We start from the raw sequence: 25678 nt of genomic DNA on the forward strand, positions 1-25678 counted from the left end.
TGCGGTGAAGATTCGACACCTCCACCACACACGGGGGCCTTCGTCACGATCAAGACCGACCCGCGTTAACAACGCTCGTGATCAATACACCTAGGTCGCCGTGCAGCTCACGCTCGGTACGCCTCCCCCGCCCGGCGCCCCGCCGAAGCCGAGGCTCGCCGAACCGCCCGCCGGGACGCTGCCGTTGTGGGCCGCGTTCGTCGCCGTCACCGTCGCACCGGTCTGGGTGTACGTCGCGTTCCACATGTTCGTCACCTTCTGGGCGCCGGGCCACGTCCAGGTGACCTTCCACGAACCAAGCGGTACGGCACCGGAGTTGGTGATCTTCACCTCCGCGTTGAAACCGCTCCCCCAGTCGCTGCTGACGCTGTAGACGGCGGTGCAGGCGGGTGTGCCGCCGCCCGGGTCACCGGGGTCGCCGGGATCGCCGCCTCCGGTGCCGGGAGGGAAGCCGGGGGCCTTGACGCTCGCCAGGTAGCCGTCCTTCACGGTGTCGACGGTGGTCCAGTCGTCCTTCAGGATGCCCCCGGTGTCACCGGAGTTGGGGTTCCAGGACCAGAACGTCCAGTGGAAGGAGTCGTTGCCGTACGCCGAGGTCGAGCGCAGATAGCTCACCAGGGCGGCCAGCCAGCGCTGGTCGGTCGTGGACTGGAGCGTCGTGCCGAACTCACCGAGGAAGACCGGGGCGACGTTCTGCTTGAAGAGGTAACCCCAGTGACGGTCCCAGATCCCGGGCATGTTCGCGGGGAACGAGGGGTCGCTGAACCAGGGCTGCTGGGCCACGCTGGTGGCGTAGTCGTGCGCCGAGTACACCAGCCGATCGGCGACGTTCAGACGGACGGGGTACTGAGCGGCGCCCATCAGGTTGCCGCCCCACCAGATGGAGGCGCCGTTGAAGCTCTGGACGCCCTCCACGAAGATCAGCAACTGCGGGTTGACGGACAGGACCGCGTTCCCGGCCCGCTCGGCGGCCAGCCGCCAGTCCCTGGTCGTGTCGCCGCACCCCCAACAGGCCGGGTCATGCGGCTCGTTGTGCAGATCGATGCCGACGACGGTGGAGTTGCCCGCGTAACGGCCCGCCAGCGCCTTGAGGTTGGCGATCCACGTCGACTCGGAGACCGCCGGGGTGTACCAGAGCGCCGACTGGCCCGCCGAGTCCGGCCGGTGGCGGTCCAGGATGACCTTCAGGCCGGCCTGACCGGCGTAGCCGACGACCTTGTCCAGAACCTGCAGCGAGTTCAGGCCCTGGAGGTCCGCGTTCTTGCCGGCGGAGAAGTTGACGCCGACGGGTGTCGCGCCCGGCTTGAGGATGTCGTCGCTGTAGGGGACGCGGAGGGTGTTGTAGCCCAGCGACCGAATCTGGTCGATCATGCTCTTGTAGTCGCGGGTCCACAGGCCGTGGACGACGCGGTTGTCGGTCTCGAAGCCGAACCAGTTGATGCCGGCGACGCGGACCGACTGACCGGCGGAGTCCAGGAGTCGGCGTCCACTGGTGTGCCAGTAGCCGGCTCCGGCGTCGGCGGAGCGGAGCCCGCCCGCCGCCGTCCCGGCTCCGGCCCTCGCGTCGGCGGCGGTGTCGGCGGTGGCCCGCGCGCCGGCCGCCAGCGGTAACACGAGCGCGGCGACCACCGCGCACAGCGTCCTGCGCAAGCTGCTGCGGAACATGTGCCTGCTTCCTCTCGGCGGGCCGGAATCAGTGGGAGCGCTCCCACCCCGCTCTCCCATGGAAGTCAAAGCACATGAACACGTCAAGATGCGGAACGCCGGCGCCGTGCCCGGAAAGGTCTGCCGGCCGGTGAACCTTTCCGGTCACGGCACTAGCGGCTCAGCTTTTGGAACCTGCGCACCGCAAGCGGCAGGAAGATCAGCGTCAGCACCACGGGCCACGCCGTCGCCATCAGCAGCGCGTGCCGCTCGACCCAGGAGTCACCGCCGCCGGCCCCCGCGCCGAACAGTTCGCGGGTCGCCGCCGCCGTGGAGGAGATCGGGTTCCACGAGGCCACGAAGCCGAGCCAGTCCGGCATGAGCTGGGGCGCGACGAAGATGCTGGAGATCATGGTCAGCGGGAAGGCCACCGCGAACAGACCGCCCGCGGCCTCGGGGTTGGGCACCAGCAGCCCCAGCCACACCCCGGCCCAGATCAGCGCGAACCGCAGCCACAGCAGCAGCCCGAAGGCGGCGAGGAAGCCGAGGCCGGCGTCCGGACGCCAGCCCATCGCGAGCGCGGTCAGCATCATGATGGCCAGCTCCGCACAGGCGGCGAGCAGATCGGTGATCCCTCGCCCGGCGACCACGGCGGAGGACGCCATCGGCATGGAGCGGAACCGGTCGATGACACCCTTGGTCGAGTCGTGGACGACGAGCGTGGCGGTGTTGATGAAGCCGAACGCCATCGTCATCACGAACATCCCCGGCATGAGGAAGTCCGTGTAGTTCCCCCCGCCTGGCACCTTCATCGCGCTGCCGAAGACATATCCGTACAGCAGCACGGACAGGATCGGGAAACCCAGTTGCCAGGCGATGTTGACCGGCTGCCGCTGGTAGTGGGTCAGGCCGCGGCGCACGACGTTCCAGACGTCGGCGAGCAGCCAGTAGGCGCGGCCGTGGGAGTCGCGCACGGTCAGATCGACGGCGCTCATGCCGCGACCTCCTTCCGCTGTGCGGCGTCGGTGCGGGAGGCGTCCGTGCGGTGTCCGGTCAGGCGCAGGAACACGTCGTCCAGGCTCGGCCTGCGCAGTCCGATGTCCTCCACCCGCACCCCTTCGTCCTGGAGGGTGCGCGCCACCTCGGTGAGCGCGGCCACCCGGTCGGTCACCGCCGCGTGGACCCTCGACTCCTGCTCGTCGCACTCCGGTTCACCGTCCGCGACCCGGGCGACGACCTTCACCGCGCGCGGGATGTCGGACCGCTCGGCGACCACGACCTCGACGCGGTCGCCGCCGACCCGGTTCTTCAGCCCGTCCGGGGTGTCGTCGGCGATGGCCCGGCCCTGGTCGATGACCGTGATGCGGGAGGCGAGCTTGTCGGCTTCCTCCAGGTACTGCGTGGTCAGCAGCACCGTCGTGCCGCCCGCGACCAACGCCCTGACCGAGTCCCAGACTTCACCGCGGCTGCGCGGGTCCAGCCCCGTCGTCGGCTCGTCCAGGAACAGGACGGCCGGGGTGAGGATCATGGACGCGGCGAGGTCGAGACGCCGCCGCATGCCGCCGCTGTACTTGCCCACGCCCTTGTCGGCCGCGTCGGTCAGGTCGAACTGCTCCAGCAGTTCGGCGGCCCTCAGCCGTGCCCGCTTCCCGCCGAGGTGGAACAGCCGGCCGAACATCTCCAGGTTCTGCCGCCCGGTGAGCACCTCGTCCACCGCCGCGTACTGGCCGGTGAGCCCGATGCGGGCGCGCACCTCGCGGGCCTGCCGGGCCACGTCCAGGCCGGCGACGGTCGCCCGTCCGCCGTCCAGTGCGACCAGCGTGGAGAGGATGCGTACGGCGGTGGTCTTGCCCGCGCCGTTCGGCCCGAGCAGACCGTGCACCGTGCCTTCCCGGACCGCCAGGTCGAACCCGTCGAGCGCCCGCTTCTCCCCGTACCTCTTCTCCAGCCCCTCGGCGCGCACGGCATGTCCGTCGGCCATGAGTCCCCCTTCCGTGACCGGATACGACCGGGACCAGCCGCCCCGGTAACTGGGTACACCGTACCCGAATTCGCGTACGCCGTACTCGGTTTTTTGTCGCGGAACTACACTGCGCCCATGACGAGCAGTACGGAGACCAGCGGCAGCGGCGACATCGTCCGCACCCTCGAGCTGCTGTGGGACCTCGGCAAACGCCCCAGTCGCGGCCCCAAGCCGGGGCTGACGCTGGAGCGGATCGTGGAGGTCGCCGTCGAGGTCGCCGACCGGGACGGGCTCGACGCCGTCTCGATGCGCCGGATCGCCACCGAGCTCGGGACGGGGGCGATGTCCCTGTACCGCTACGTCCCCGGCAAGGCGGAACTGCTCGACCTCATGCTCGACCGCGTCCAGCGCCCGTCGGAGAACCCGTCCGACCTCGGCGACGGCGGCTGGCGCTCGGCTCTGGAGGCGATGGCCCGCGCCACCCTCGCCCTCTACCGCCGCCACCCCTGGCTGCTCCAGGTCAACCAGTCCCGTCCGATCCTGGGGCCGAGCGCCCTGGACGGCATGGAGAAGGTCCTCGGCCGCATCAAGCCCATGGGCCTCACCGACCCCGAACTGGTCTCGGCGATCGTCATGATCGACGCCTACGTCGTCGGGGCCGCGCGGACGCAGATGTACCAGGAGGAGGCCGAACGCAAGTCCGGTATGACGGACGCCCAGTTCTGGTCCGCGCAGGCGCCGACGCTGGAGCGGATCCTGGCCTCCGGGCGCTATCCGGTCATGTCCGAGCTCTCCGAGGACACCTTCCTCCCCACCTTCGACCACTTCGGCTTCGGGCTCGAGCGGATCCTGGACGGCCTGGAGGCCCTGGTCGCCGAGCGGGGCCGGGAGACGTAGACCTCGCGGGGCGCTCGGACGGGCGGGACGGTCACGGGCGGCGGGACGCGCTTCGTCCCACGCCGGTCATCCCCGCCGCCGCAGTCGCCGGACGCCGAAGAGGGCCAGGCACAACGCCGCCAGGGCCGCCGCGCCCAGCGTCACGGTCCTACCCGCCCCCTCGCCGCCGCCCCCGCTCTTCGAGGACGCCGAACTCCCGCCGCCCGAAGCGGACTTGCCGCCCCCGTCGGCAGCGCCCGGGGCGTCCTCCGCCTGCACCGGGCTCTGTTCGCCCTCCGTGCCGTACAACAGCTTCGAGCCGTCGGCCGAGAAGCTGACGGACTCCCCCTGCCGCTGCAACGGCAGGTCGAGCCGCCCCAGCCGCTTGGGCCGGCCGCCGTTCCAGTCGTAGTCGATGCCGCCGAAGTAGCCGCGGACGGCGAGACGCCGGCCGTCCGGGGAGAAGGCGGCGTCGGTGGCCCACAGGTCGATGGGGGCGACGGGCTTGAACACGTTGACGCCGGAGGCGGAGAGCCGGGCCGGGCCTTCGTAGAGGTGCCCGCCCTCCTCCTGCTTGTCGATGATGTAGACGCGGCCGGTCTTCGGGTGCACCACGAGCGACTCGGCGTCGCGCGGGCCGTCCTGGTACTTCACGACGTACTGCGTGGCGCGGACCTTCTGATCCTTGAGCTGCTTCGGCTCGGGCAGCCGGTACACCCACACGTGGTCCCACACGACGCCGTCGTTGTCGCCGATGTCGCCGACGTAGAGCTGGTCGTCCGGTCCGACGGCGATCGCCTCCACGTCGCGCGGGGTGCCCACGCCGGTCATGGTGATCGTCGCGACGGTGCGGCCGGTGGAGCTGTCCACCGCGTAGAGGAAGGCGCCCTCGTCCTGGTCGTTGTGCGTCCAGTAGATCCCTGGATGCCGGCGGGAGGCGGCCAGGCCGCTGGACTCGGTGATGCGGGGGTCCTCGATCGTGAAGCTCCCGTCGCCGTCGGCGGCGGAGGCGGGCACGGCGAGGGCGCCCACGAGCAGGGCCCCGGCAAGGAGGGCGAACGGTCGACGCATGCCCCAAGACTGCCACCCCGCCCGGCCTTTGCGTCGCCCGTGGCAGGCCTCACACCCCACACGTCACCTTGATCCCTCATGATGAGCGGATGCTCAGGTTGATGCCCGTCGGCGACTCCATGACGATCGGCAGCGCGGGTGAGCACACCTGGCGCTACCGCCTGTGGCGGCACCTGTGCGAGACGTACGGCGGCCCGTTCACCCTCGTCGGTCCGCGCGAGACGCTGTACGACAAGGCGACGGACGCCCCCTCCTCGTCCGCGTACGCCGAACCCGACTTTCCGCGCCGGCACCTGGCCGGGTGGGGCGAGGGCTGGCTGCACATGGCGCCGCTGGTCGGCGGGACAGTTCGGGAGTGCCGGGCGGACGTCCTGCTGGTCTCCCTGGGCCTGATCGACCTCGGCTTCTACACGAACGCCGAGCAGACGGCGGACAACGTCCGCGTGTTCGTCGCCGAGGCCCGCGCGGCCCGGCCCGGAGTGCGGGCGGTGCTGCTGCCGGTCATCCCCAATGTCCGCGCCGCGAACGACGCGCCCTTCGCCGCGCAGGTCGCCCGCTTCAACGAGCTGCTCGCCAAGACGGCGGCGGACCTCGACGAACCTTCGTCGCCGCTGCTGATGGCGTCGGTCCCGGAGACGTGGGACATCCACACCGACACCTACGACGGCACCCACCCGAACGCGAGCGGCGAACACAAACTCGCCGGCGCGTTCGCGGACGCGCTGCACCAGGCATGGGGCATGGGCGGCCCCTACGCCCCCTACGACTCGTAGGTGTCGTAAGGGTCGTAGGGGCCAGGCCCCCTGGCGAGGTCCCCAGCACCCCGACGACAGAGCCGGCTGACGCTCAAGTCCTCACCAGGCGAAGGCCTCCGGGGACGGACCCGGGCCGGGGAAGACCTCGTCCAGGCCGGTGAGCAGTTCGTCGGACAGCTCCAACTCCACCGCGCGGATCGCCGATTCGAGCTGCTCGGCGGTGCGGGGGCCGACGATCGGGCCGGTCACGCCGGGGCGGGTGAGCAGCCAGGCCAGGGCGGCCTCGCCGGGCTCCAGGCCGTGCTTGTCGAGGAGGTCCTCGTAGGCCTGCACCTGGGCGCGGACGCCGTCGTCGGCCAGGGATGCGGCGGCCCGGCCGGAAGCGCGGCGAACGCCCTGCGCCTCCTTCTTGAGGACTCCGCCGAGCAGTCCGCCGTGCAGCGGGGACCAGGGGATCACCCCGAGCCCGTAATCCCGCGCGGCCGGGAGGACCTCCATCTCGGCGCGCCGCTCGGCCAGGTTGTACAGGCACTGCTCGCTGACGAGGCCGATGGTGCCGCCACGGCGGGCGGCGATCTCGTTGGCCTGGGCGATCTTGTAGCCGGGGAAGTTGCTGGACCCGGCATAGAGGATCTTGCCCTGCTGCACGAGCACGTCCACGGCCTGCCAGATCTCCTCGAACGGAGTGTCCCGGTCGACGTGGTGGAACTGGTAGACGTCGATGTGGTCGGTCCGCAGCCGCTTGAGGCTGGCGTCGACCGCGCGCCGGATGTTCAGCGCGGAGAGCTTGTCGTGGTTGGGCCAGGCGTCACCGTCGGCGGCCATGTTGCCGTACACCTTCGTGGCGAGGACGACCTTGTCGCGCCGCTCACCGCCCTTGGCGAACCAGCTGCCGATGATCTCCTCGGTGCGGCCCTTGTTCTCGCCCCACCCATACACGTTCGCGGTGTCGAAGAAATTGATACCGGCGGCCAGCGCCGCGTCCATGATCCCGTGGCTGTCCGCTTCGTCCGTCTGCGGTCCGAAGTTCATCGTCCCCAGGACCAGTCGGCTGACCTTGAGTCCGGTACGTCCGAGCTGCGTGTACTCCATGAGGCCCCAGCCAACGCCTTGAAGCCCACTCGAAGCAAGCGATCCACCGACACCGCGAGGACAACCCCCCAAGGGGCGCGGGGAACTGCGCGACCAGCCCCCGCACGCCCGCAGCCGACGCCACCAGAGACACACCGCCGCCCACCCCACACCGCAAGGACACCCCCCAAAGGGGCGCGGGGAACTGCGCGACCAGCCCCCGCACGCCCGCAGCGGCAAGCAACGACAAGCACCCACAGCCGCCCGACCAGCGGAGCTAAAGCGCTGCGGCCACCGCCACGACGACGAACATCAGCACCAGCACGGCGGCCATGATCCGGTTACGGGTTTTCGGGTCCACACCCCGAGCCTAACCGGCCCCGCCCAGCGCCCACCGGCCGACCGGGTCGTAGCGGGGCTGCTCCCCCGGCGTCCCGGACCTCGGCAGCCTGCTGCGCACCAGCACCAGCTCGCGCACCGTCCACGTCCGGCCGGCGAAGGCGTCCAGCGCCTCGACGTACGGCCGGACCTCGACGGCGTCCCGGCTGCGGGCCAGCGTCAGGTGGGCCTTGTAGCGGCGGTGCTCCCCCATGTCGAGGCCGGCCTTGCGCGCCGCAGCCTCCGCCCGCTCGGCGAGCAGCCGCAGCGCCGCCGTCTCACCGTCCGCCCCGGTCCACAGCGCCCGCCCGTGCCCGAACTGCCCCCCGCCCCGCAGCGCGAGCCCGAAAGGCGCGGTGCGGTGCGCGGCCCGCTCCAGCCGGGCCGACAGCTCCGGCACGACGTCGTCGTCGACCTCGCCGTAGAAGGCGAGCGTGAAGTGCCAGCCGGGCCGCCCGGTCCAGCGCAACGCGTCCGCACCGGGCAGCTTCCGCAACGCGGCCACCTCGGCGGCGAGTTCGAGGGCGACGTCCTCGGGAGGCAGGACGGCGGCGAAGAGTCTCATACGGTCAGTCTGCCCCTGCTCCTGCCCCGGGTTCCGGGCGTGTCCCGGACGCCGTACGTATCGTTGTACCGCGCGGCCGCTCCCGCCCACGGGGCAGCCGGGGAGGAGCGCCACGATGACCGTCGTCGACGACAGGATCGCCATGGCCGACGCGAACACCCAGCGCCTGGACGAGTGGTTCGAGCGGCTGGAGCAGATGCCCGTCCCCGAAGGATTCCGGGTCGAGATCGTCGGGGGCACTGTTCACATGACGCCGCAGCGCGACACTCATTGGCTGATCATTCGCAGGATCGTGCGGACCGTCGAGGACAAGTTCGGGATGGATGTGAAGGTGTTCTCGGACGTCCGCATCGACTTCCCTGGGCACGAGAACGGCTTCTGCCCCGACGTCGCCCTTCTCAGCGCCTCTGCGGTGAAGGACGACGAAGGCCGCTGGTGTCACGACGACGTCGAGTTCGTCGCCGAGGTGATCTCCAAGGGCACCGCCGCCAACGACTACGGCCCCAAGAAGACCGCCTACGCGGTGGCCGAGGTGCCCGTCTACCTCGTCGCCGACCCCTACCAGGGCAAGTGTCACCTCTACACCCAGCCCAAGGACGGCGAGTACCTCAGTGAACTGTCCGTGGTCTTCGGGACGGACGTCGACATGAGCGCCACCCCCCTCGGTCTGACCCTCAGGACCGACGAGTTCCCCCGCGACTGAACCCGCGGCTGATCCCGACCGTCCTGAGGGCCCGCCGAACGCCGGACCAGGGGGCTACGCCGCCGCGGCCAGCTCCTCCCGCTCCCGCGGCACGAACCGCACCGTCGGGTGCCCGTGGCGCCAGCCCACCGCGAGCCGCAGACCGCCGATGCGGGTGAGGATCACGCCGATGGCGACGGCCGCGACGGCGGAGACGGCGCCGCCCGCTGCGAGGCCGGCGCGGACGCCGTACGCGTCGGTGATCCAGCCGGCGATCGGCGCGCCCACCGGGGAGCCGCCCAGGAAGACCATCATGTACAGGGCCATGACCCGGCCGCGCATGGCGGGATCGGTGCCCATCTGGATGCTGGTGTTGGCGGTGACGTTGAGCGTCATGCCGAACACCCCGATCGGGGCCATGAGCAGGGCGAACAGCCACAGGGACGGGGCGGCCGCCGCGACCAGCTCCAGCACGCCGAAGGCGATCCCCGCCGCGACCAGCACCCGCAGCCGGGCCGTGCCGCGCCGGGCCGCGAGCAGCGCGCCGATCAGCGAGCCGACGGCCATGAGCGTGTTGAAGAGGCTGTAGGAGCCCGCGCCGGCGTGGAAGACGTCGTCGGCGAAGGCGGTCAGGTAGACGGGGAAGTTGAAGCCGAAGGTGCCGACGAACCCGACCAGGACGATCGGCCAGATCAGATCGGGGCGTCCGGCGACATAGCGCAGGCCTTCCCGCAGCTGGCCCTTGCCGCGCGGGGCGCGCTCGACGACGTGCAGTTCACGGGCGCGCATGAGCAGCAGACCGGTGATGGGCGCGACGAAGGACAGGCCGTTGGCGAGGAACGCCCAGCCGGTGCCCACGCCGGTGATCATCAGGCCTGCGACGGCGGGGCCGACGAGCCGCGCGGACTGGAAGTTCGCGGAGTTGAGGCTGACCGCGTTCTGCAGTTGCGCCGGGCCGACCATCTCGGAGACGAAGGACTGGCGGGCGGGGTTGTCGAGCACGGTCGCCAGGCCCACGGCGAACGCGGCGACGTAGACGTGCCAGACCTGGACGTGTCCGGAGAGGGTGAGCGCGGCGAGCGCGACGCCGGTGAGGCCCATAGCGGCCTGGGTGCCGAGCAGCGTGCGGCGCTTGGACAGCCGGTCGACGAGGACGCCGCCGTAGAGCCCGAAGAACAGCATGGGCACGAACTGCAGGGCGGTGGTGACGCCGACGGCGGTGGCGGAGCCGGTGAGGCTGAGCACCAGCCAGTCCTGGGCGATGCGCTGCATCCAGGTGCCGACGTTGGAGACGACCTGGCCGGCGAAGAAGAGCCGGTAGTTCCTGACCTTCAGGGAGCTGAACATCGAGGACTTGCGGGCGCCTGTGCCGAGCGGGGCCTTGGCGGCGTCGCCCGGCGAGGACGTGCGGGCGCCTTCGGCAGGCGCCGGTGGAACGGTGTCGTGGGTGGTCGGTGCGGGGGCGGAGTCTGCTCCGGGTCCCGAACTCAAACGGGTTCGCCTCCTTCTGGCGTCCTACAGATGTGCGAGTTTCTCCAGCACGGGGGCGGCGGCGCGCAGCTTCGCCCACTCGTCGTCGTCGAGGCCGTCGACGAGGGTGGCCAGGAAGGCGTTCCGCTTGCGGCGGCTCTCCTCGAGCATGGTCTCGGCCTGCTCGGTCTTGGTGACCACCTTCTGGCGCCGGTCCTCGGGGTGCGGCTCCAGCCGGACCAGGCCCTTGGCCTCCAGCAGCGCCACGATGCGGGTCATCGAGGGCGGCTGCACATGCTCCTTGCGGGCGAGCTCGCCCGGGGTGGCGCTGCCGCACAGGGAGAGGGTGCCGAGCACCGACATCTCGGTGGGGCTCAGCGATTCGTCGACCCGCTGGTGCTTGAGCCGACGGGACAACCGCATCACGGCGGATCGCAGGGAGTTCACGGCGGCAGCGTCGTCGCCATGGGTAAGGTCCGGCATGTTCTTTAGCGTAACTCATTACCCTCGCTAAGGACCACCGCAGGGGTCCCCGAGTGCCCGTGACGCCCGCCACGCAACCTCACCGACATCCGAATGTCACTCATACGGGTGATACGTGCGCGGAACGCCTCCCACCGCCCCGATCCGTGCCGCGACCCTCGTACGCATGGGGACCAGTGTGCTCAGCCTGCGAATAGACCACGACCTGCTCGAACGGCTCCGCCACCATGCCGCCAGAAGCGGAATGAGCGTCCAGGACTACGTCGTCCAGACGCTCGTCCGCAACGACTTCGACGAGCGGTTCCAGACCGCCGTGGAGGAGACGGAGAAGTTCTACGGCCTCGCGTGAACCGCGTCGAGCGGATCACGCGAGGCCGCAGGGCGCACGCATCGGGCCGGCCCGAAGGCCGGGGTCACGTCGGCTCACAGGCCCGTGGGCCCGCCGGCCGACAGGCCGGGATCAGGTCAGTCCGAGAGCCGGCATCAGGTAGTAGAAGGCGAAGACGGCGGCGACCACGTACATCGGCGTCGGCACCTCCCGGCCCCGGCCCGCCGCCAGGCGCAGCACGGCGAAGGTGATGAAGCCCATGCCGATGCCGTTGGTGATCGAGTAGGTGAACGGCATCATCACCATCGTCACGAAGGCGGGGACGGCGATCGTGTAGTCCGCCCAGTCGATCTCCTTGACCGAGTTCGCGAGGATCAGGAAGCCGACCGCGATCAGGGCCGGGGTGGCCGCCTGGGACGGGACCATCGTGGCGACGGGGGTCAGGAAGAGGGCGACGGCGAACAGGCCGCCGGTGACGAGGTTGGCGAAGCCGGTGCGCGCGCCCTCGCCGACGCCCGCCGTGGACTCCACGAAGGCGGTGGTGGCGGAGGAGGAGCTGGCGCCGCCGGCGGCGACGGCGATGCCGTCGACGAAGAGCACCTTGTTGATGCCGGGCATCTGCCCCTGGGCGTCGGTCAGCTTGGCCTCGTCGCTGACGCCCATGATCGTGCCCATGGCGTCGAAGAAGCAGGACAGCAGGACCGTGAAGACGAACAGGACGCCGGTCAGCACGCCGACCTTCGAGAACCCGCCGAACAGGCTGACCTGGCCGATCAGGCCGAAGTCGGGGCTGGCGACGGGGTTGCCCGGCCACTGCGGGGTCGTCAGGCCCCAGGACGGCACGTCGGCGACGGCATTGATGATCACCGCGAGGACGGTCATCGCGACGATCGAGATCAGGATCGCGCCGGGCACCTTGCGGACAATCAGCGCCAGCGTCAGCAGCGCGCCGAGGACGAAGACCAGCACCGGCCAGCCGGTGAGGTGACCGCCGGTGCCCAGCTGGAGCGGGACGGTGGTCTGGGCGACGTCCGGAATGCGGGTGACGAAACCGGAGTCCACCAGACCGATCAGCATGATGAACAGGCCGATACCGATGGAGATCGCCTTGCGCAGCCCGAAGGGCACGGCGTTCATCACACGCTCACGCAGACCGGTCGCCACGAGCAGCATCACGATGAGACCGGCGAGGACCACCATCCCCATCGCGTCCGGCCAGGACATCCGGGGCGCGAGCTGGAGGGCGACGACGGAGTTCACCCCGAGGCCGGCGGCGAGGGCGATGGGCACGTTGCCCACGACGCCCATCAGCAGCGTGGTGAACGCCGCGGTCAGACAGGTCGCGGTCACCAGCTGTCCGTTGTCGAGCTGGTGACCGTACATGTCCTTCGCGCTGCCGAGAATGATCGGGTTCAGCACGATGATGTAGGCCATCGCGAAGAAGGTGGCGAAGCCGCCGCGGATCTCACGAGCGAGGCTGCTGCCACGCTCCGAGATCCGGAAGTAGCGGTCGAGAGCACCGTGCTCGGGCGTACTGCCCGGCTCCTGCGGCGCGGGGTCCTTGGCAGTGGCCGAGGGCGACATTGGCGTTTCCTACGAACAGAAAGGGACAAAGACAAACCGTTTCAGTATGAACACATAGATGAAGCCACGCCATCTCCGCGCGTAGACCGACAGGCCTCGTAGGCTGTCCCCCATGGCCCCCTTCTTTACGGGATCTCCCAGACACGAGGCGCCGGAGCCCCTGGAGGGCCCCGTGGTCGGCACCGTCGTCGGCGGCACCGTCATCTGGTTCGTCCTCTTCCTCGCCCAGCTCCCCTTCTACGGCTGGTACGAGGACCACGGCCGTCTGTGGTGGCTGTGGACCTGCCTGGCCGGCGCGGGCCTCGGTCTCATCGGCATCTGGTACGTGCGCAAGCGGGACGCGGCGATCAAACGGGCGGCCGCGAGCGCGGGAGACGCGGCGGACGCGGCGCGCACCGGGAATGCGGCACACGGCGGGGACGCGACGGACGCGAGCCACACCGGGGACACGGCGGACACCGCCGGCCTGCGGGCCGCCGACGCGCGCCCCTCGGACAACCCGTAGGCCCCGTCATACCGCCGTACGACGGCCCGTCTTCCCTCGTCCTCCCAGGGTCGGATCTTTCGGACTTCCGGCGAGTGATTGCCCCAATCCGCACGTACTGTCGAACCCATGACCCACACCGACGCCGAGCACGCCGCCGCAGCCGCAGCCCCAGCCCCGGCTCGATCCGGTCGATCGGCTCGAGCAGCCTCACCGGCTCCCCCGGCGGCGACCGGGCTCACCTCCGCCGAGGTCGCGGAGCGCGTCGAGCGCGGTGAGGTCAACGACGTCCCCGTCCGCAGCAGCCGGTCCGTCGGCGAGATCGTCCGGGCAAACGTGTTCACCCGGTTCAACGCGATCATCGGCATCCTGTGGCTGGTCATGCTGGCGGTCGCCCCGATCCAGGACAGCCTGTTCGGTTTCGTGATCCTCGCCAACACCGGCATCGGCATCGTCCAGGAGTGGCGGGCGAAGAAGACCCTCGACTCCCTGGCCGTCGTCGGCGAGTCCCGGCCGACCGTGCGGCGCGACGGCGTCGCCGTGCGGGTCGGCACCTCCGAGCTGGTCCTCGGCGACCTCATCGAGATCGGCCCCGGCGACAAGATCGTCGTCGACGGGACGTGCGCGGAGGCGGACGGGCTGGAGGTCGACGAGTCGCTGCTCACCGGCGAGGCCGACCCCGTCGTCAAACACCCCGGCGACGAGGTCATGTCCGGCAGCTTCGTCGTCGGAGGCGGCGGCGCGTTCCAGGCGACCAAGGTCGGCCGCGAGGCGTACGCGGCGCAGCTCGCCGAGGAGGCCTCCCGGTTCACGCTCGTCCACTCCGAGCTGCGCTCGGGCATCTCGACGATCCTCAAATACGTGACGTGGATGATGGTCCCGGCCGCGATCGGCCTGGTCGTCACCCAGCTGTTCGTCAAGGAGAACGACCTCAAGGACTCGATCGCGCGGACCGTCGGCGGGATCATCCCCATGGTCCCGGAGGGTCTGGTCCTGCTCACCTCGGTCGCCTTCGCGATCGGCGTCATCCGGCTGGGCCGCCGGCAGTGCCTGGTCCAGGAGCTCCCCGCGATCGAGGGCCTCGCCCGCGTGGACACCGTGTGCCTGGACAAGACGGGCACCCTCACCGAGGGCGGGATGGACGTCACCGAGGTCCGCGCGCTCGACGGGGCCGACGACGGCTACGTACGCCGGGTGCTCGGCGCGCTCGGCCAGGCCGACCCGAGGCCCAACGCCTCACTCCAGGCGATCATCGACGCCTACCCGGACGACGCCGACGGCTGGCGCTGCACCGAGGCGCTCCCCTTCACCTCCGCGCGCAAGTTCAGCGGGGCCGCGTTCAGCGAGGGCGACGGGGAGAGGAGCACCTGGCTGCTGGGTGCCCCCGACGTCCTGCTGAACGCCGACGACCCGGCCCTCGCGGAGACCGAGCGGCTCAACGAGCAGGGCCTGCGCGTCCTGCTGCTCGCCCGTGCCGCCGGCGACCTGTCCGACGCGGAACCGGCCCGGGGCGCGCGGGCCACCGCGCTCGTCGTCCTGGAGCAGCGGCTGCGCCCGGACGCGGCCGACACGCTCGGCTACTTCGCCGACCAGGACGTCCGCGCCAAGGTCATCTCCGGGGACAACGCGGTGTCCGTGGGCGCGGTCGCCGCCAAGCTCGGCCTCGACGCCCGTACGGTCGACGCGCGCGAGCTGCCCGACGCACGGGACGACATGGGGCGGGAGCTGGACGAGGCGACGGTGTTCGGGCGGGTCACCCCGCAGCAGAAGCGGGACATGGTCGGCGCGCTCCAGTCCCGTGGTCACACCGTCGCGATGACCGGCGACGGCGTCAACGACGTGCTCGCGCTGAAGGACGCGGACATCGGCGTGGCGATGGGATCGGGCTCCGAGGCGACCCGGGCGGTCGCACAGATCGTGCTGCTGGACAACAGCTTCGCCACGCTGCCCTCGGTGGTGGCCGAGGGCCGGAGGGTGATCGGGAACATCACCCGGGTGGCGACGCTCTTCCTGGTCAAGACGGTGTACTCGGTGCTGCTGGCGCTGCTGGTGGTGTGCTGGCAGGTGGAGTACCCGTTCCTGCCCCGTCATCTGACCCTGCTGTCGACGCTGACGATCGGCATCCCGGCCTTCTTCCTCGCCCTCGCCCCGAACACCGAACGCGCCCGCCCGCACTTCGTGCGCCGCGTCATGCGGTACTCGATCCCGGGCGGGGTGCTGGCAGGGGCGGCGACCTTCACGACGTACCTGATCGCCCGCCACCACTACACCGGGCCGGGCGCGCTGGACGCGGAGACCAGCGCGGCGACGCTGACGCTGTTCCTGACCTCCATGTGGATACTGGCGATCATCGCCCGCCCGTACACGTGGTGGCGGATCGCCCTGGTGGCGGCGATGGGCGCGGCGTTTTTGGTGGTGCTGGTGGTGCCGTGGCTCCAGGACTTCTTCGCCCTGAAGCTGGTCGGGGTGACGATGCCGTGGACAGCGGTCGCCGTCGCGGCGGCGGCGTCGGCGGTGCTGGAGCTGATGTGGCGGTGGGTGGACCGGCGTTCCCCGCAGTGACCTGACGCAAAACGTCCTTAAGAAGGTCATTGCACGCAAAGAGGTCGTCGATCATAATCCGCGTGTCGGGCTCGAGCCCTGCCTCCGGCATCATGCCGAAATACGCGACACCGCCGGCCGCCCGGGGAAGAGAGCTGACCAGGTGCTGAGCAGTGGTGGGTACTCGGCCGCGTCGAGGACCGCTGTGGCGGGAGCGCTGCTGCTCCTCGCCTCCTTCGCAGTCGCCTCCTGCGGCGGCGAAGGCGACAAGACCGACGCTCCGAACGGCAAGGTCACGGTCGTCTACGAGGACGACACGGTCAAGCCCGTGGACCGACGGGCGGTGGCGGTCGTCCGGCGGTCCCGCGTGCTCGAGCAGGTCGCCGGCTGGCTGAACACGTCGATCGCCCTCCCGCACGACCTGGTCGTGAAGGTCACCGCAGAGGTCCCGCCAGGGGTCACGGACGCGGTCACTCAGCCCGACGGCAGGACCGTCTATGTGCCCCCGCCGTTCCTGACCCAGATCCAAGGGGTCCTCGGCAAGGTGGTCAAGACCGTCGAGCGACCCGCCCTGATTCCCCCTTCCAGCTACAACGTCGACGACCTGACCGCGCTGTCGACCCAGTTCGTCTTCGGTCACGAGATGGGTCACGCTCTGCAGCGCCAGCTTCTGCTCGCGAACCTCGGGCTGGAGGAGGACGCCGCTGACGGGTTCGCCTCGTTCTACACCGTCAACGAGGTGGGGCCGGGGCCGTCGTTGGCAGCCGCCATCCTCTTCGACGAGCTCGCCCGCGAAGAGGGCAAGCTGACACTGGAGGGGTTCTCGAGCGACCACCCCGTCACCCAGCAACGGGTCTTCACCTTCCTCTGCCACCTCGAGGGGAGCGACCCCAAGAAGTACTACGAGCCGCTGGTCGGGCCGGGGTACCTGCCGAAGACCCGCGCCCTGCTCTGCCCGCAGGCCTGGGCGATGCTGGACTACGGCTGGTGGACCCAGCTCCGACCGCACTTCAGCGGAGCGTTCAAGGAGCAGGGCGACAAGGCGCAGGAGAACGCACATGAGCGTCTGATCGCTGAGACGAAGGCCCTCGCGGAGAAGCTCGACGAGATCCGCACCGGGCAATGAGCCGTCGGCTCGAAGCGGCGCTCATGTGCCCGTTCGGTCCTTCGCGAGGTGCCGGCCGATCACCCGGCTCGACGGAACCGATTGTCGAGGCGGTGGGCACGGCCCCGGCGGAGATGTCCCGCCCTGCGGTGACAGCGCGCGCGGAAGGGGGCCGGGTGGGCGCTTGCCGAAGTCCTTCAGCCGAAGCGCGGGCCGCTCGACCAGGTGCCAGGAGGCGACGGCGAGGATCAGGGTGAAGGACATGCTCAGCAGAAGGTACAGCGGCATGCCGAAACGGGCGTAGCCGAGGACGACGAGGGTCTGCTGGACCGGGAAGCCGTAGATGTAGATGCCGTAGGAGTAGTCGTCGCGGGCGCCGACCCGGCGGAAGCCGCCGGGCAGCCGGACGGCGAGCCACAGCAGGAGATAAGCGTAGGCGGGCAGGCCCACGACGTAGAAGTAGCCGTGGCGCAGGCTGCCCAGCACGACGGCCCCCGCGGCCAGGGCGAGCGGATCGCTGACGGGTACGCGCTCCTTGCACAGCTCGACGAGCATGCCGAGGCAGAAGGCGAAGCCGAGGTAGGAGATCCATCCCGGGGTGACGCCCCCGACCAGGGGCAGATACATGATGCGGAAGAACCGCGCCGCCACAGCGCCCGGCCAGAAGGGGGTTGCGATCGCCTGCCGCACGACGAGCCACCCCAGCAGGAAGGTGATGAGCACGACGACGCGGCGCGCCCTGCCGAGCACCCCCGTCACAGCGAGGACGGCCACCCCGAGGTAGCACAGCGTCTCGTGACGCAGGGTCCACAGCGACCCGTTGAAGGCGGGGGCATGGACGATGCCCAGGGCGCGCTCGTGCACCATGAACCCTGAGATGTCGTAACGACGCGTGGCGACGGCCCAGTTGTCCTGGAGGTAGCCGAACGGGCCGTCAGGGCCGCCCAGTCCGTCGAGGGTGCGGTAGGCGTACCAGTGGAGCGACGGCGCGAGGACGAACGCGGTGAGCGCGAGGCACACCCAGAAGCCGGGCAGGATCCGCAGCGCCCGGTGCCACAGGAACCGGCGCACCGAGAGCCGCAGGCCACTGCGGGCGACGAGAAGCCCCGACAGGACGAAGAAGCCGTAGACCGCGAGATTGCCGAGGGTGGCCTGTCCGCCGGAGAAGGCGAACAGGTATTCCTTGCCGCCGTATCCGAGGGTGCGGGCGTGCGACACGATGACAGCGGTGGCGAGGGCCAGCCGCAGAAACCCGAGACTGTTGTCCCGGCCGGCCAGCAGCTCGGCGACAGTTCCGTGCGACCAACCGGGCAGGGAACGGCGGAGCGCGAGGGGAAGGGGCATGAGGGATTCCCTTTGACCGGCGAGAAAAAGAAAAGGCGAACGCCAGACCGCGCAGGCGCACACCGGGCTCTTCTCGTCCCCTGGCAGAATTCCGCGTCAGGTCAAGCAAAAACAGCCTAGGCAGGCCGAAATACCAGGGTCAACGCCGCTTTCCAGCCGCCCCGCCGCACCCGGCCCGAAGCCCCTGAGGAATGCCGCCATCCCCGCAAAGGAGCAGCTCAAAGCCACCATCCGCTCCTCTCCACCGCCTCCGAAGACCCCCTACCGAGCCCCGCCCCACCACTCCACGGAGCGAAAGGTGACCGACTTTATGCCGTCGAAAACCCGGCCACCGAAAACCGCGACGAAAGCGAAGCCTCCTGCCCGAATTTCTTCCCGCCCGGAATTCAATCGGGGGCCGCTGGAATCGGCTCGGGCACCGAACGGGCTCATGGCCGGTGCGCCGGCACACCCTCGACGGGCTGCGGCAGTACCACCTTCGGCCGGTGACAACCGCCGAATAAACTCGCTGGGCCGACTGCGCAAGCGCAGCCGGCCCAGGCCTCGGAACATGCGAAACGAGGGTTCAGTCGAACCAGCGGTCCCGGGCCAGTTCCTCCGTGCGGGACGGGTCTTCCAGGAGGGCTGCCACCTCGAAGCGGCGGGGCCATTGGGTTGTCGACCAGGCCAGGCCCGCTGCCACTCCTTCCAGGGTGGCGGCGTGGAGCACTCCGTCGGGGGTCAGGCGCCAGTCGAGGTCCACGCCGTCGACGATCAGTTCCTCGTGTTCGACGTACGAGTGCGGGGTGCTCGGGCCGAGCAGGGTCCGTACCGAGTCGGGGACTTCGTGTTCCGTGCCCTCGGAGTCGATCGCGGCCGTCACGGACTCGCTGAGGCGGCGGACCTGGAAGAGTTCGGCCAACTCCGCTGCCCGGGACGGGCGCACGGGGAGCAGGGGGACGCCCCCGGTGAAGGGGAGGAGGTCGGGCGAGTCGACCACCATCGCCTCGGTCGCGTCCACGATCCTGACCTCGCCGTCGACGACGGCTCGCAGGTCGTCGGGGAGGGTGACCTGCTCGGGGTCGAGGTCCGCCAACGCCGTGTACAGGCCGTGCAGTTGAGTCGCCGACACCTCGCGGTCCGGGTCCGCCAGGCGGTCCAGGAGTTCGGCCGCGCCGCCCGGCTCGTCGAGGAGCGCGGACACCGACGTGCGGACGCCGAGAGCGCGCAGCACCTGCTCGTCGTCGAAGCCGGTCGCGTCCGCCTCGTCGTAGAGGCCGTGCAGCAGCGGGTCGCCGCCTGCGGCCAGCAGGCCCGCGGGGCGGCGGCCGTCGAGGACCGGGTTCCCGCGCAGCCACCACGCCGTGTACGGGCGGACGATCTCGTGGGTGCCGTCGTGGAGGAGGACGCGGACCGGCTGGGTGAGGGCGTCGCGCAGCGGCGGCCGGGCGAGCAGGGAGAGGGCCTCGGGCCACTTGTCGTCGTCGACGAGATCCAGGTCCCGGACGGCGACGAGCTCGGTGGCCACGGGCGGCACCGGCGCGTCGGGGAACCGGTCGAGGACGTCCTCGCACCACACGTCCACGGCGTCCAGCAGTCCCGCGTCGTCCGGCTCGGGGAAGTCGCCCTCGCGGGGCTCCAGTTCGTCCGGGTCGAGGACGACGTCCGTGGCCCGCACGAGGGCGAAGCCGGCCAGCACGCCGCAGGCGGCCAGCGGCTGTTCGCCCCACCTCTCCGCCAAGTCGGCGTCGACCATGCCGAGTTCGTCCTCGCGGATGACGGAGGCGAACGGGCTGCCGGGCAGGACGAGTTCGCCGGCGGGGGCGAGCTCGCCGTCCTCGTCGGGCAGGGCGAGCGCGCCCAGCCAGGGCTCGTCGCCGGGCGCGAGGTCCGCGTCCCGGACCAACGCCAGGACGGTGTCGGCGAGTTCCTCGGCGTCCGGCGCGTCCTGGTCGTCGTAGAAGGCTCCGCTGTCGTCGTCCAGGGACGCGGCGACGGCCGCCCGCACCTGCGGGGTGGTGAGGACCGCGCGCGGCGTCGCGGGCAGCGCGCCGAGCTTCTCAAGGAGCGGGTGCGCGGCGTCGGGGTGGGCGACCTTGAGGCCGAGGCGGGCCAGGACGTCCGCGTCGACGCCGGTCGTGTCCGCGGTGGGCAGCAGGACCTGGCGGGGTCCGATGGTCGTGCGCCGGTCGGCCAGCGGCACGGGCAGGCCGGTCAGCCGGTCGGGGTCGACGCCCGCGAGGCTGTCGTAGAGCCGGTGCCACCAGTGCGGGTCCTTCTCCAGCCCCGCCAGCCGGTCGATCGCGTCGGCCAGCGGGATGCGGGGCACGCCGAGGGTGCGCAGCTCCACCCGCCGTTCCAGGCCGGCCGGCAGCAGCGTGGGCAGGACCTCCGCCAGCACCCGCACGGTGTCCGCGCCCGCGCCCTCCACGATCTCGGCGTCCCGTGGGCGCAGCGCCTGCGGAAGCTCGTCCTCCGGCGCCGGCGCGACCGCGGGCGGCAGGAAGGCGGTGCGGGGCAGGCGTTCCAGGATCGCCTGGCGCAGCGCGCCGTCCAGTTCGCCCTTGCCGAGCGGGCCCGGCACCAGGTCGATGATCGCCGCGCCCACCGGCCGCCACGCGGCGAGCAGCCCGGCGTAGGCGTCGGCGGCGCGCTGGACGAGGAAGTCGGTCAGCGGGCCGGGCGCGGCGTGCCGGCGGGTGGTGTCCAGCGGCAGCGAGGCGATCAGCAGCGCGGGCACGCCGAGGGGTTCGTCGCTGGGGGTGGGCGCGTGCACGACGGGGCCGGTGCGGGGCCGCGCGGGCGCTCCGTCGCCGTCGACGGGGACGGCCCAGGTCACCGACCAGTGCGGCCGCAGCCGTTCCTCCACCGGCCGGTCGGCCAGCAGGTCCGGCGTGAGCGGGCCGTCGGCGGCGGCGATCCGCCAGCGGGTGTTCCCGTCACGGGAGTCCTCGACGACGGTCAGGTCGCCGTCGGCCGCGCGGCGCAGGGTGCGCGGCTCCTGGTCGTGCACCTCGACGACGACCTCGTGCAGGCCGGGCAGGGCGAGGAGCAGTGCGTCGTCCACGGCGGTCAGGAGCCGCTCGGCGAGATCGGCGGCGGCCGGGTCGCGCAGGGGCAGGATGACGGCCGTGTCGTACGGGTCGGGCGCGGTGCCCTCGGCGGCGAACGGCAGCCTCAGCAGCGGGACATGACCGTCGCGGCGGCGGATCTCGTCGCCCAGGCCGGGGCTGTGGCGGGCCGTGTCCGACGCCAGCCCGCGGGCCTCCGCCAACGACCAGCGCACACCGCCGTGCCGGCCGACGACGGCGGGTTCGTCGGTGACGGCGAGCACGGCGGCGAAGCCGACGCCGAACCGGCCCACCGCCGACTGCCGTGTGTCCCGCTTCGCCGAGGCGCGGAGCGTGGCGAGCGACTCGACGCCGGCCGCGTCCAGCGGGGCGCCGGTGTTCGCGGCGACGAGGACGCCCCCGCGGAGCGTGAGGCGCAGCCGGCCGGGGACGCCGGCCCGCGCCGCGGCGTCGGCCGCGTTCTGCGCCAGCTCGACGACGAGGCGGTCCCGGTAGCCGCCCAGGACGAGGTCCTCCTCGGCGTTGGCGTCCTCCCGGAAGCGGGCGGGGCTGGTCGCCCAGGCGTCCAGGACACCTCGGCGCAGACGGGCCGTGCCGAAGGGATCCGCGCCCTCGGGCGCCGGCCGCACGAACTTGCTCACGTCGGTTTCCCTCTCGTCGTCTGCGTGAGGAGAAGGTATCGCGCGGCGAGGACGTCAGCTCCCGGAGGCGTACGGGACCAGGACGGCCCTGCCTCCGGGAGGCTGGAGCCGAAAGGGGAGCCCCTGCCTCCGGGAGGCTGCAGCCGAAATGGGAACCCCTGCCTCCTGGAGGCTGGCGCCGAGGCGGAGGCCGCTGCCGCCGGGAGGCGAAGCCGAAGCAGGGCCACCGCCGCCGCACACCGTGACGTGATCCGGGAGTTGTCGACCCCCTGACCTCAACCCCTCGGCGGCGAAGGGGACTTCAGAAGCACCGAAGCGCTACGAGTGCCCGAGCTCCGCCGTCTCCTCGTCCGCGTCCGCCGGCACCGAGCCCGAGTCGGCGGACGGGCGGAGCGGGAAGGGGTCCACCCGCGTCTCGTCGATGACCGGCGGGGCCGGCCGCGGGGGCTTCGGCATGACCGCGGCCTCGGAGTGACCGCCGCAGCCGTACGCCAGCGACACCACGCGGCCGTCCGCCGGGGAGAACTCGTTGGCGCAGACGCCGAAGGCCTGGCCGAGGGAGCCGCCGACGGGGGTGAGGAAGCCGCAGCTGACGCAGGATGCGGGGGCCGCCTGGGCCATGGGCGTCTTGGAGCCGTAGGCCTCCTCCCAGCGGTCGGCGGCGGTGTGCAGGCCGTAGCGGGAGAGGACCCGGGCCCGGCGCATGCCGAGTTCCTCGGCGACGGCGGGGATGGAGCCGCGCACGGGGGCGGCGGGCAGCCGCGCGGGCGGTTCCTCCGTGACCTCGGCGTCCTCCGCCTCGACCAGCTCCGCCATCTCGTGCGAGAGGGCCGAGTTCGGCGGCGGGGCGTCCTCGCCGGTGAAGCCCGGCTCCAGGCGCAGGTCCTCGGCGTCGGTGGGCAGGAGGTCGCCGGGGCCCATGTCGCCGGGGCGCAGACGCTCGCTCCACGGGACCCACTCGGGGGCGAGGACCGCGTCCGGGCCGGGCAGCAGCACCACCTCGTCGAGGGTGACGGTCTTCGCGCGGGAGGCCCGCGCCACCGTCGCCGCCCAGCGCCAGCCGCGGTACCCGAGCTCCTTGCACTCGAAGAAGTGCGTGACCACGCGGTCCCCTTCGGAGACCACCCCTACGTGCTCCCCGACGACGCCGGGGGCGGCGGCCTCCTCCGCCGCGGCGCGGGCGAGGTCGACGGCCTCGGCGCACAGGCGGTCGGGGGTGCGGCTTCGCGTGGTCGCTGCGCTCACAGGTATCGCTTCTCTCCTACGCCGTCTCTCGAGTGCGCCGGCCTGAAGGCGGGCGGGTGCGGACGGAGCGGACCTGAGGGCCGCGTCGACGTCCGCGCCCGATCGCGCTCGGACGCACCTGCTGTCATCCATTCTGCGGGATGGCCGGGAGGCGCGCGGCCGAGAACAATCGCCACGGCGCGCTACGCACGCTACCTGTTCACCGCCGCTCGGCCTACACCGACGGGACGTTTCCCACCCTACGACGATTCCGGGCCCGCTCCGCCACCACGGCCCCAGCACGCCCATACGCGCGGTATCCGCACTACGTCCGCCCTTCTCGGGGCACTATGACGGGGTGGCAACCGCGAGGACGCCCCAGGACGCCGCCGGGACGGGCGGGGCTGAGGGGTACAAGGGGTACAAGGGGTTCGAGGAGGGAAGTCGGGTGAGCGGTTCGGGCCGGGTCGGCGGGTCCGTCCGCGCGGTGGGCCGTGCCCTGCACCTGCCGTTCAGCGGCACCGCGCGCGGCATCCGCAAGGCCACCCACGCGCACGGCGCCGGCGAGTCCGGTCTCGGCAAGCTGATCGAACTGCACGGGGTGAACGGCGCCGGCGACGTCATGATCACCGTGGCGCTCGCGTCGACCGTCTTCTTCTCGGTGCCGACCGACGAGGCCCGTGGCCGCGTGGCGCTCTATCTCGCCATCACCATGGCGCCGTTCACGGTGCTCGCGCCGGTGATCGGCCCCCTCCTGGACAAGGTGCCGCACGGCCGCCGGGCCGCCATGGCCGGTGCGATGGGCGCGCGGGCGCTGCTCGCGCTGGTGCTGTCGGGCGCCGTCGTCACCGGCAGCATCGAGATGTACCCGGCGGCCCTCGGCGTGCTCGTCGCGTCGAAGGCGTACGGCGTGGTCAGAAGCGCCGTCGTGCCGCGTCTGCTGCCGCCGCGCTTCTCCCTGGTGAAGGCCAACTCGCGCGTCACGCTGGGCGGGCTCCTCGCCACCGGGATCGCCGCGCCGATCGGAGCGGGGCTGCAGGCGCTCGGCCCGCGCTATCCGCTCTACGGCGCGTTCGTCATCTTCGTCGCGGGGACGTTCCTGTCGTTCTCCCTGCCGCCGAAGGTGGACTCGGCGAAGGGCGAGGACACCGCCCTGCTCGCGGCGGACGAGCAGCATCTGCACGGCCCGCACCGGCAGCCGGTGAAGCGGCCGGGCCTCAGGACGGTCGGCATCGCCGTCACACACGCGCTGGGCGCGAACACCGCCCTGCGCTGGCTGTCGGGGTTCCTGACGTTCTTCCTGGCGTTCCTGCTGCGCGAGCACCCGCTGACCGGGCAGAGCGCGGCGGTCTCGCTCGGCATGGTGGCCGTCTCGGCGGGTGCGGGCAACGCGCTCGGGACGGCGGTGGGGGCGTGGCTGCGGTCCCGGGCGCCGGAGCTGATCATCGTGACGGTGGTGGCCGTCGTCCTCGGCGCGGCGATCACGGCGGCGGTGTTCTTCGGGGCGTTCCTGGTGGCGTGTCTGGCGGCGGTGGCGGGCTTCTCGCAGGCGCTGGCGAAGCTGTCCCTGGACGCGCTGATCCAGCGGGACGTGCCCGAGCTGGTGCGCACGTCGGCGTTCGCGCGTTCGGAGACGCTGCTGCAGATCTCGTGGGTGTTCGGCGGCGCGGTCGGCATCGCGATGCCGCTGAACGGCACGCTGGGCCTGTCGGTGGCGGCCGCGGTGGTCGCCCTCGGCTGGGTCACCACGGTCCGCGGCCTGCTCGTCTCCTCACGCCACGGCGCCGGCCCGCGCACGCGCGTGGCGTGAACGACCCTGACACGCGGGCACGCCGTACCCCACGTAGAGAGACCTCGGGGCCTGCCAGATAGCCTTCCGCCATGACCACGATGCCCCGCGGCGGAGCCGCTGATGTTCACGGCGTTGTGCGACGCCGCCGCGCCGTCGCCGCCGCCGGCGCCGTTTCCGCCGGACTGCTCGTCCTGTCGGCGTGCGACAAGCCGACCCCGCTGTCCACGATCACTGTCGGCCGCTCCTCTGTGAGCGAGGAGGCCACCTGCGGCGGTGAGGGCAAGACGCTGACCACCGAGGCGCTCACGGCGTGCCTGAAGGACACGGACATCAAGTCGATCAAGGTCGACCCGGACGAGACGGTGCGCTTCGGCGTCGACCCTGACGTCGCCGAGAAGCGCTGGACGGTCCTGATGAACGGTCAGCCGCTCCTCGACGACACCGACAAGACGTACCTCACGATCCCCGGCAGCGTCTTCTTCAACGCCCAGTACGGCGCGCAGGGCGACTCCACGCTCGTCTCCATCAAGGCGGGCGACGGCAAGAAGCAGAGCCAGGCGGTCACCGGGCTGTGGTCGTTCAAGCTGAAGAAGGACGACTGATCGCTTCCGTCGTGCGGCGCGTGCT

The 25678-nt window shown here is 71.4% G+C and carries 21 protein-coding genes; 9 read left to right on the plus strand and 12 right to left on the minus strand.

Annotated features, from left to right (window positions below):
• Nucleotides 1-90: 90 nt before the first annotated feature.
• The 3 genes from ACIRS4_RS27165 to ACIRS4_RS27175 all read right to left on the minus strand — a co-directional run bounded on the left by ACIRS4_RS27165 (nt 91) and on the right by ACIRS4_RS27175 (nt 3625).
• Nucleotides 91-1665, minus strand: coding sequence for a cellulase family glycosylhydrolase (locus ACIRS4_RS27165; RefSeq protein WP_404200965.1), 1575 nt, complete (start codon nt 1663-1665; stop codon nt 91-93).
• 152 nt (nt 1666-1817) lie between these two features.
• Nucleotides 1818-2639: an ABC transporter permease gene (locus ACIRS4_RS27170; RefSeq protein WP_404200967.1), complete on the minus strand. Its 822-nt coding sequence runs from the start codon at nt 2637-2639 to the stop codon at nt 1818-1820.
• Entirely contained in the window at nt 2636-3625 is a 990-nt protein-coding gene (locus ACIRS4_RS27175) for an ATP-binding cassette domain-containing protein (RefSeq protein WP_404200969.1), read from the minus strand. Before ACIRS4_RS27175 ends, ACIRS4_RS27170 begins: the two co-directional genes overlap by 4 nt.
• A 117-nt stretch (nt 3626-3742) precedes the next feature.
• Between ACIRS4_RS27175 and ACIRS4_RS27180 the strand changes: the two genes are divergently transcribed.
• Complete coding sequence (locus ACIRS4_RS27180; RefSeq protein WP_404200971.1) at nt 3743-4504, plus strand: TetR/AcrR family transcriptional regulator; 762 nt, start codon at nt 3743-3745, stop codon at nt 4502-4504.
• Nucleotides 4505-4570: 66 nt separating this feature from the next.
• Here ACIRS4_RS27180 and ACIRS4_RS27185 read toward each other — a convergent pair whose 3' ends face one another.
• Complete coding sequence (locus ACIRS4_RS27185) at nt 4571-5554, minus strand: WD40 repeat domain-containing protein (RefSeq protein WP_404200973.1); 984 nt, start codon at nt 5552-5554, stop codon at nt 4571-4573.
• An 89-nt stretch (nt 5555-5643) separates the two neighbouring features.
• Between ACIRS4_RS27185 and ACIRS4_RS27190 the strand changes: the two genes are divergently transcribed.
• Complete coding sequence (locus ACIRS4_RS27190; RefSeq protein ID WP_404200975.1) at nt 5644-6327, plus strand: GDSL-type esterase/lipase family protein; 684 nt, start codon at nt 5644-5646, stop codon at nt 6325-6327.
• An 81-nt stretch (nt 6328-6408) separates the two neighbouring features.
• On the opposite strand, the gene ACIRS4_RS27195 is transcribed toward ACIRS4_RS27190, so the two are convergent.
• A complete protein-coding gene (locus ACIRS4_RS27195; protein WP_404200977.1) occupies nt 6409-7401 on the minus strand; it encodes an aldo/keto reductase in 993 nt (330 codons plus the stop codon).
• 349 nt (nt 7402-7750) lie between these two features.
• Nucleotides 7751-8323, minus strand: a complete 573-nt coding sequence (gene thpR, locus ACIRS4_RS27200; RefSeq protein WP_404200979.1) for an RNA 2',3'-cyclic phosphodiesterase — start codon at nt 8321-8323, stop codon at nt 7751-7753.
• A 115-nt stretch (nt 8324-8438) separates the two neighbouring features.
• Between thpR and ACIRS4_RS27205 the strand changes: the two genes are divergently transcribed.
• Complete coding sequence (locus tag ACIRS4_RS27205; protein ID WP_404200981.1) at nt 8439-9026, plus strand: Uma2 family endonuclease; 588 nt, start codon at nt 8439-8441, stop codon at nt 9024-9026.
• Between the two features lie 54 nt (nt 9027-9080).
• On the opposite strand, the gene ACIRS4_RS27210 is transcribed toward ACIRS4_RS27205, so the two are convergent.
• Nucleotides 9081-10496 carry an MFS transporter gene (locus ACIRS4_RS27210; RefSeq protein ID WP_404200983.1) on the minus strand — a complete coding sequence of 472 codons (1416 nt, stop codon included), beginning with the start codon at nt 10494-10496 and terminating at the stop codon, nt 9081-9083.
• Nucleotides 10497-10520: 24 nt separating this feature from the next.
• Nucleotides 10521-10958 carry a MarR family transcriptional regulator gene (locus tag ACIRS4_RS27215; protein ID WP_352246549.1) on the minus strand — a complete coding sequence of 146 codons (438 nt, stop codon included), beginning with the start codon at nt 10956-10958 and terminating at the stop codon, nt 10521-10523.
• A 166-nt stretch (nt 10959-11124) separates the two neighbouring features.
• Between ACIRS4_RS27215 and ACIRS4_RS27220 the strand changes: the two genes are divergently transcribed.
• Nucleotides 11125-11307: a ribbon-helix-helix protein, CopG family gene (locus ACIRS4_RS27220; protein WP_130442022.1), complete on the plus strand. Its 183-nt coding sequence runs from the start codon at nt 11125-11127 to the stop codon at nt 11305-11307.
• A 111-nt stretch (nt 11308-11418) separates the two neighbouring features.
• Here ACIRS4_RS27220 and ACIRS4_RS27225 read toward each other — a convergent pair whose 3' ends face one another.
• Nucleotides 11419-12870: an NCS2 family permease gene (locus tag ACIRS4_RS27225; RefSeq protein WP_404200986.1), complete on the minus strand. Its 1452-nt coding sequence runs from the start codon at nt 12868-12870 to the stop codon at nt 11419-11421.
• A gap of 112 nt (nt 12871-12982) precedes the next feature.
• Between ACIRS4_RS27225 and ACIRS4_RS27230 the strand changes: the two genes are divergently transcribed.
• The 3 genes from ACIRS4_RS27230 (at nt 12983) to ACIRS4_RS27240 (ending at nt 17021) form a co-directional block, all read left to right on the plus strand.
• Nucleotides 12983-13375 (plus strand): DUF2530 domain-containing protein, encoded by a 393-nt coding sequence (locus tag ACIRS4_RS27230; RefSeq protein ID WP_404200988.1) that lies wholly within the window; start codon nt 12983-12985, stop codon nt 13373-13375.
• A 108-nt stretch (nt 13376-13483) separates the two neighbouring features.
• Nucleotides 13484-15916, plus strand: a complete 2433-nt coding sequence (locus ACIRS4_RS27235; protein ID WP_404200989.1) for an HAD-IC family P-type ATPase — start codon at nt 13484-13486, stop codon at nt 15914-15916.
• A 142-nt stretch (nt 15917-16058) separates the two neighbouring features.
• Nucleotides 16059-17021, plus strand: a complete 963-nt coding sequence (locus ACIRS4_RS27240; RefSeq protein WP_404200991.1) for a DUF4344 domain-containing metallopeptidase — start codon at nt 16059-16061, stop codon at nt 17019-17021.
• A gap of 21 nt (nt 17022-17042) precedes the next feature.
• Here ACIRS4_RS27240 and ACIRS4_RS27245 read toward each other — a convergent pair whose 3' ends face one another.
• The 3 genes from ACIRS4_RS27245 to ACIRS4_RS27255 form a co-directional block, all read right to left on the minus strand.
• The gene (locus tag ACIRS4_RS27245; RefSeq protein ID WP_404200993.1) at nt 17043-18344 is read right to left on the minus strand and encodes an acyltransferase family protein; all 1302 of its coding nucleotides are present in this window, start codon (nt 18342-18344) and stop codon (nt 17043-17045) included.
• A gap of 565 nt (nt 18345-18909) precedes the next feature.
• Entirely contained in the window at nt 18910-22035 is a 3126-nt protein-coding gene (locus ACIRS4_RS27250) for a sacsin N-terminal ATP-binding-like domain-containing protein (RefSeq protein ID WP_404200995.1), read from the minus strand.
• Nucleotides 22036-22353: 318 nt separating this feature from the next.
• Nucleotides 22354-23280 carry a DUF3027 domain-containing protein gene (locus tag ACIRS4_RS27255; protein WP_404200997.1) on the minus strand — a complete coding sequence of 309 codons (927 nt, stop codon included), beginning with the start codon at nt 23278-23280 and terminating at the stop codon, nt 22354-22356.
• Between the two features lie 337 nt (nt 23281-23617).
• Between ACIRS4_RS27255 and ACIRS4_RS27260 the strand changes: the two genes are divergently transcribed.
• Both ACIRS4_RS27260 and ACIRS4_RS27265 read left to right on the plus strand, forming a co-directional pair.
• Complete coding sequence (locus tag ACIRS4_RS27260) at nt 23618-25069, plus strand: MFS transporter (protein ID WP_404200999.1); 1452 nt, start codon at nt 23618-23620, stop codon at nt 25067-25069.
• A gap of 71 nt (nt 25070-25140) precedes the next feature.
• Complete coding sequence (locus ACIRS4_RS27265; RefSeq protein WP_404201001.1) at nt 25141-25653, plus strand: DUF2771 domain-containing protein; 513 nt, start codon at nt 25141-25143, stop codon at nt 25651-25653.
• Nucleotides 25654-25678 lie beyond the last annotated feature (25 nt).

The organism is Streptomyces sp. NPDC101166 (assembly GCF_044768125.1).
In the GTDB taxonomy this organism is placed as follows: Bacteria; Actinomycetota; Actinomycetes; order Streptomycetales; family Streptomycetaceae; genus Streptomyces.

Coding starts and splice junctions, on each gene's coding strand:
- ACIRS4_RS27195 (WP_404200977.1), bottom strand. CDS start 7,401: ATGGAGTACACGCAGCTCGGACGTACCGGACTCAAGGTCAGCCGACTG.
- ACIRS4_RS27165 (WP_404200965.1), bottom strand. CDS start 1,665: ATGTTCCGCAGCAGCTTGCGCAGGACGCTGTGCGCGGTGGTCGCCGCG.
- ACIRS4_RS27265 (WP_404201001.1), top strand. CDS start 25,141: ATGACCACGATGCCCCGCGGCGGAGCCGCTGATGTTCACGGCGTTGTG.
- ACIRS4_RS27245 (WP_404200993.1), bottom strand. CDS start 18,344: ATGCCCCTTCCCCTCGCGCTCCGCCGTTCCCTGCCCGGTTGGTCGCAC.
- ACIRS4_RS27230 (WP_404200988.1), top strand. CDS start 12,983: ATGGCCCCCTTCTTTACGGGATCTCCCAGACACGAGGCGCCGGAGCCC.
- ACIRS4_RS27220 (WP_130442022.1), top strand. CDS start 11,125: ATGGGGACCAGTGTGCTCAGCCTGCGAATAGACCACGACCTGCTCGAA.
- ACIRS4_RS27205 (WP_404200981.1), top strand. CDS start 8,439: ATGACCGTCGTCGACGACAGGATCGCCATGGCCGACGCGAACACCCAG.
- ACIRS4_RS27225 (WP_404200986.1), bottom strand. CDS start 12,870: ATGTCGCCCTCGGCCACTGCCAAGGACCCCGCGCCGCAGGAGCCGGGC.
- thpR (WP_404200979.1), bottom strand. CDS start 8,323: ATGAGACTCTTCGCCGCCGTCCTGCCTCCCGAGGACGTCGCCCTCGAA.
- ACIRS4_RS27235 (WP_404200989.1), top strand. CDS start 13,484: ATGACCCACACCGACGCCGAGCACGCCGCCGCAGCCGCAGCCCCAGCC.
- ACIRS4_RS27170 (WP_404200967.1), bottom strand. CDS start 2,639: ATGAGCGCCGTCGATCTGACCGTGCGCGACTCCCACGGCCGCGCCTAC.
- ACIRS4_RS27185 (WP_404200973.1), bottom strand. CDS start 5,554: ATGCGTCGACCGTTCGCCCTCCTTGCCGGGGCCCTGCTCGTGGGCGCC.
- ACIRS4_RS27180 (WP_404200971.1), top strand. CDS start 3,743: ATGACGAGCAGTACGGAGACCAGCGGCAGCGGCGACATCGTCCGCACC.
- ACIRS4_RS27190 (WP_404200975.1), top strand. CDS start 5,644: ATGCTCAGGTTGATGCCCGTCGGCGACTCCATGACGATCGGCAGCGCG.
- ACIRS4_RS27215 (WP_352246549.1), bottom strand. CDS start 10,958: ATGCCGGACCTTACCCATGGCGACGACGCTGCCGCCGTGAACTCCCTG.
- ACIRS4_RS27175 (WP_404200969.1), bottom strand. CDS start 3,625: ATGGCCGACGGACATGCCGTGCGCGCCGAGGGGCTGGAGAAGAGGTAC.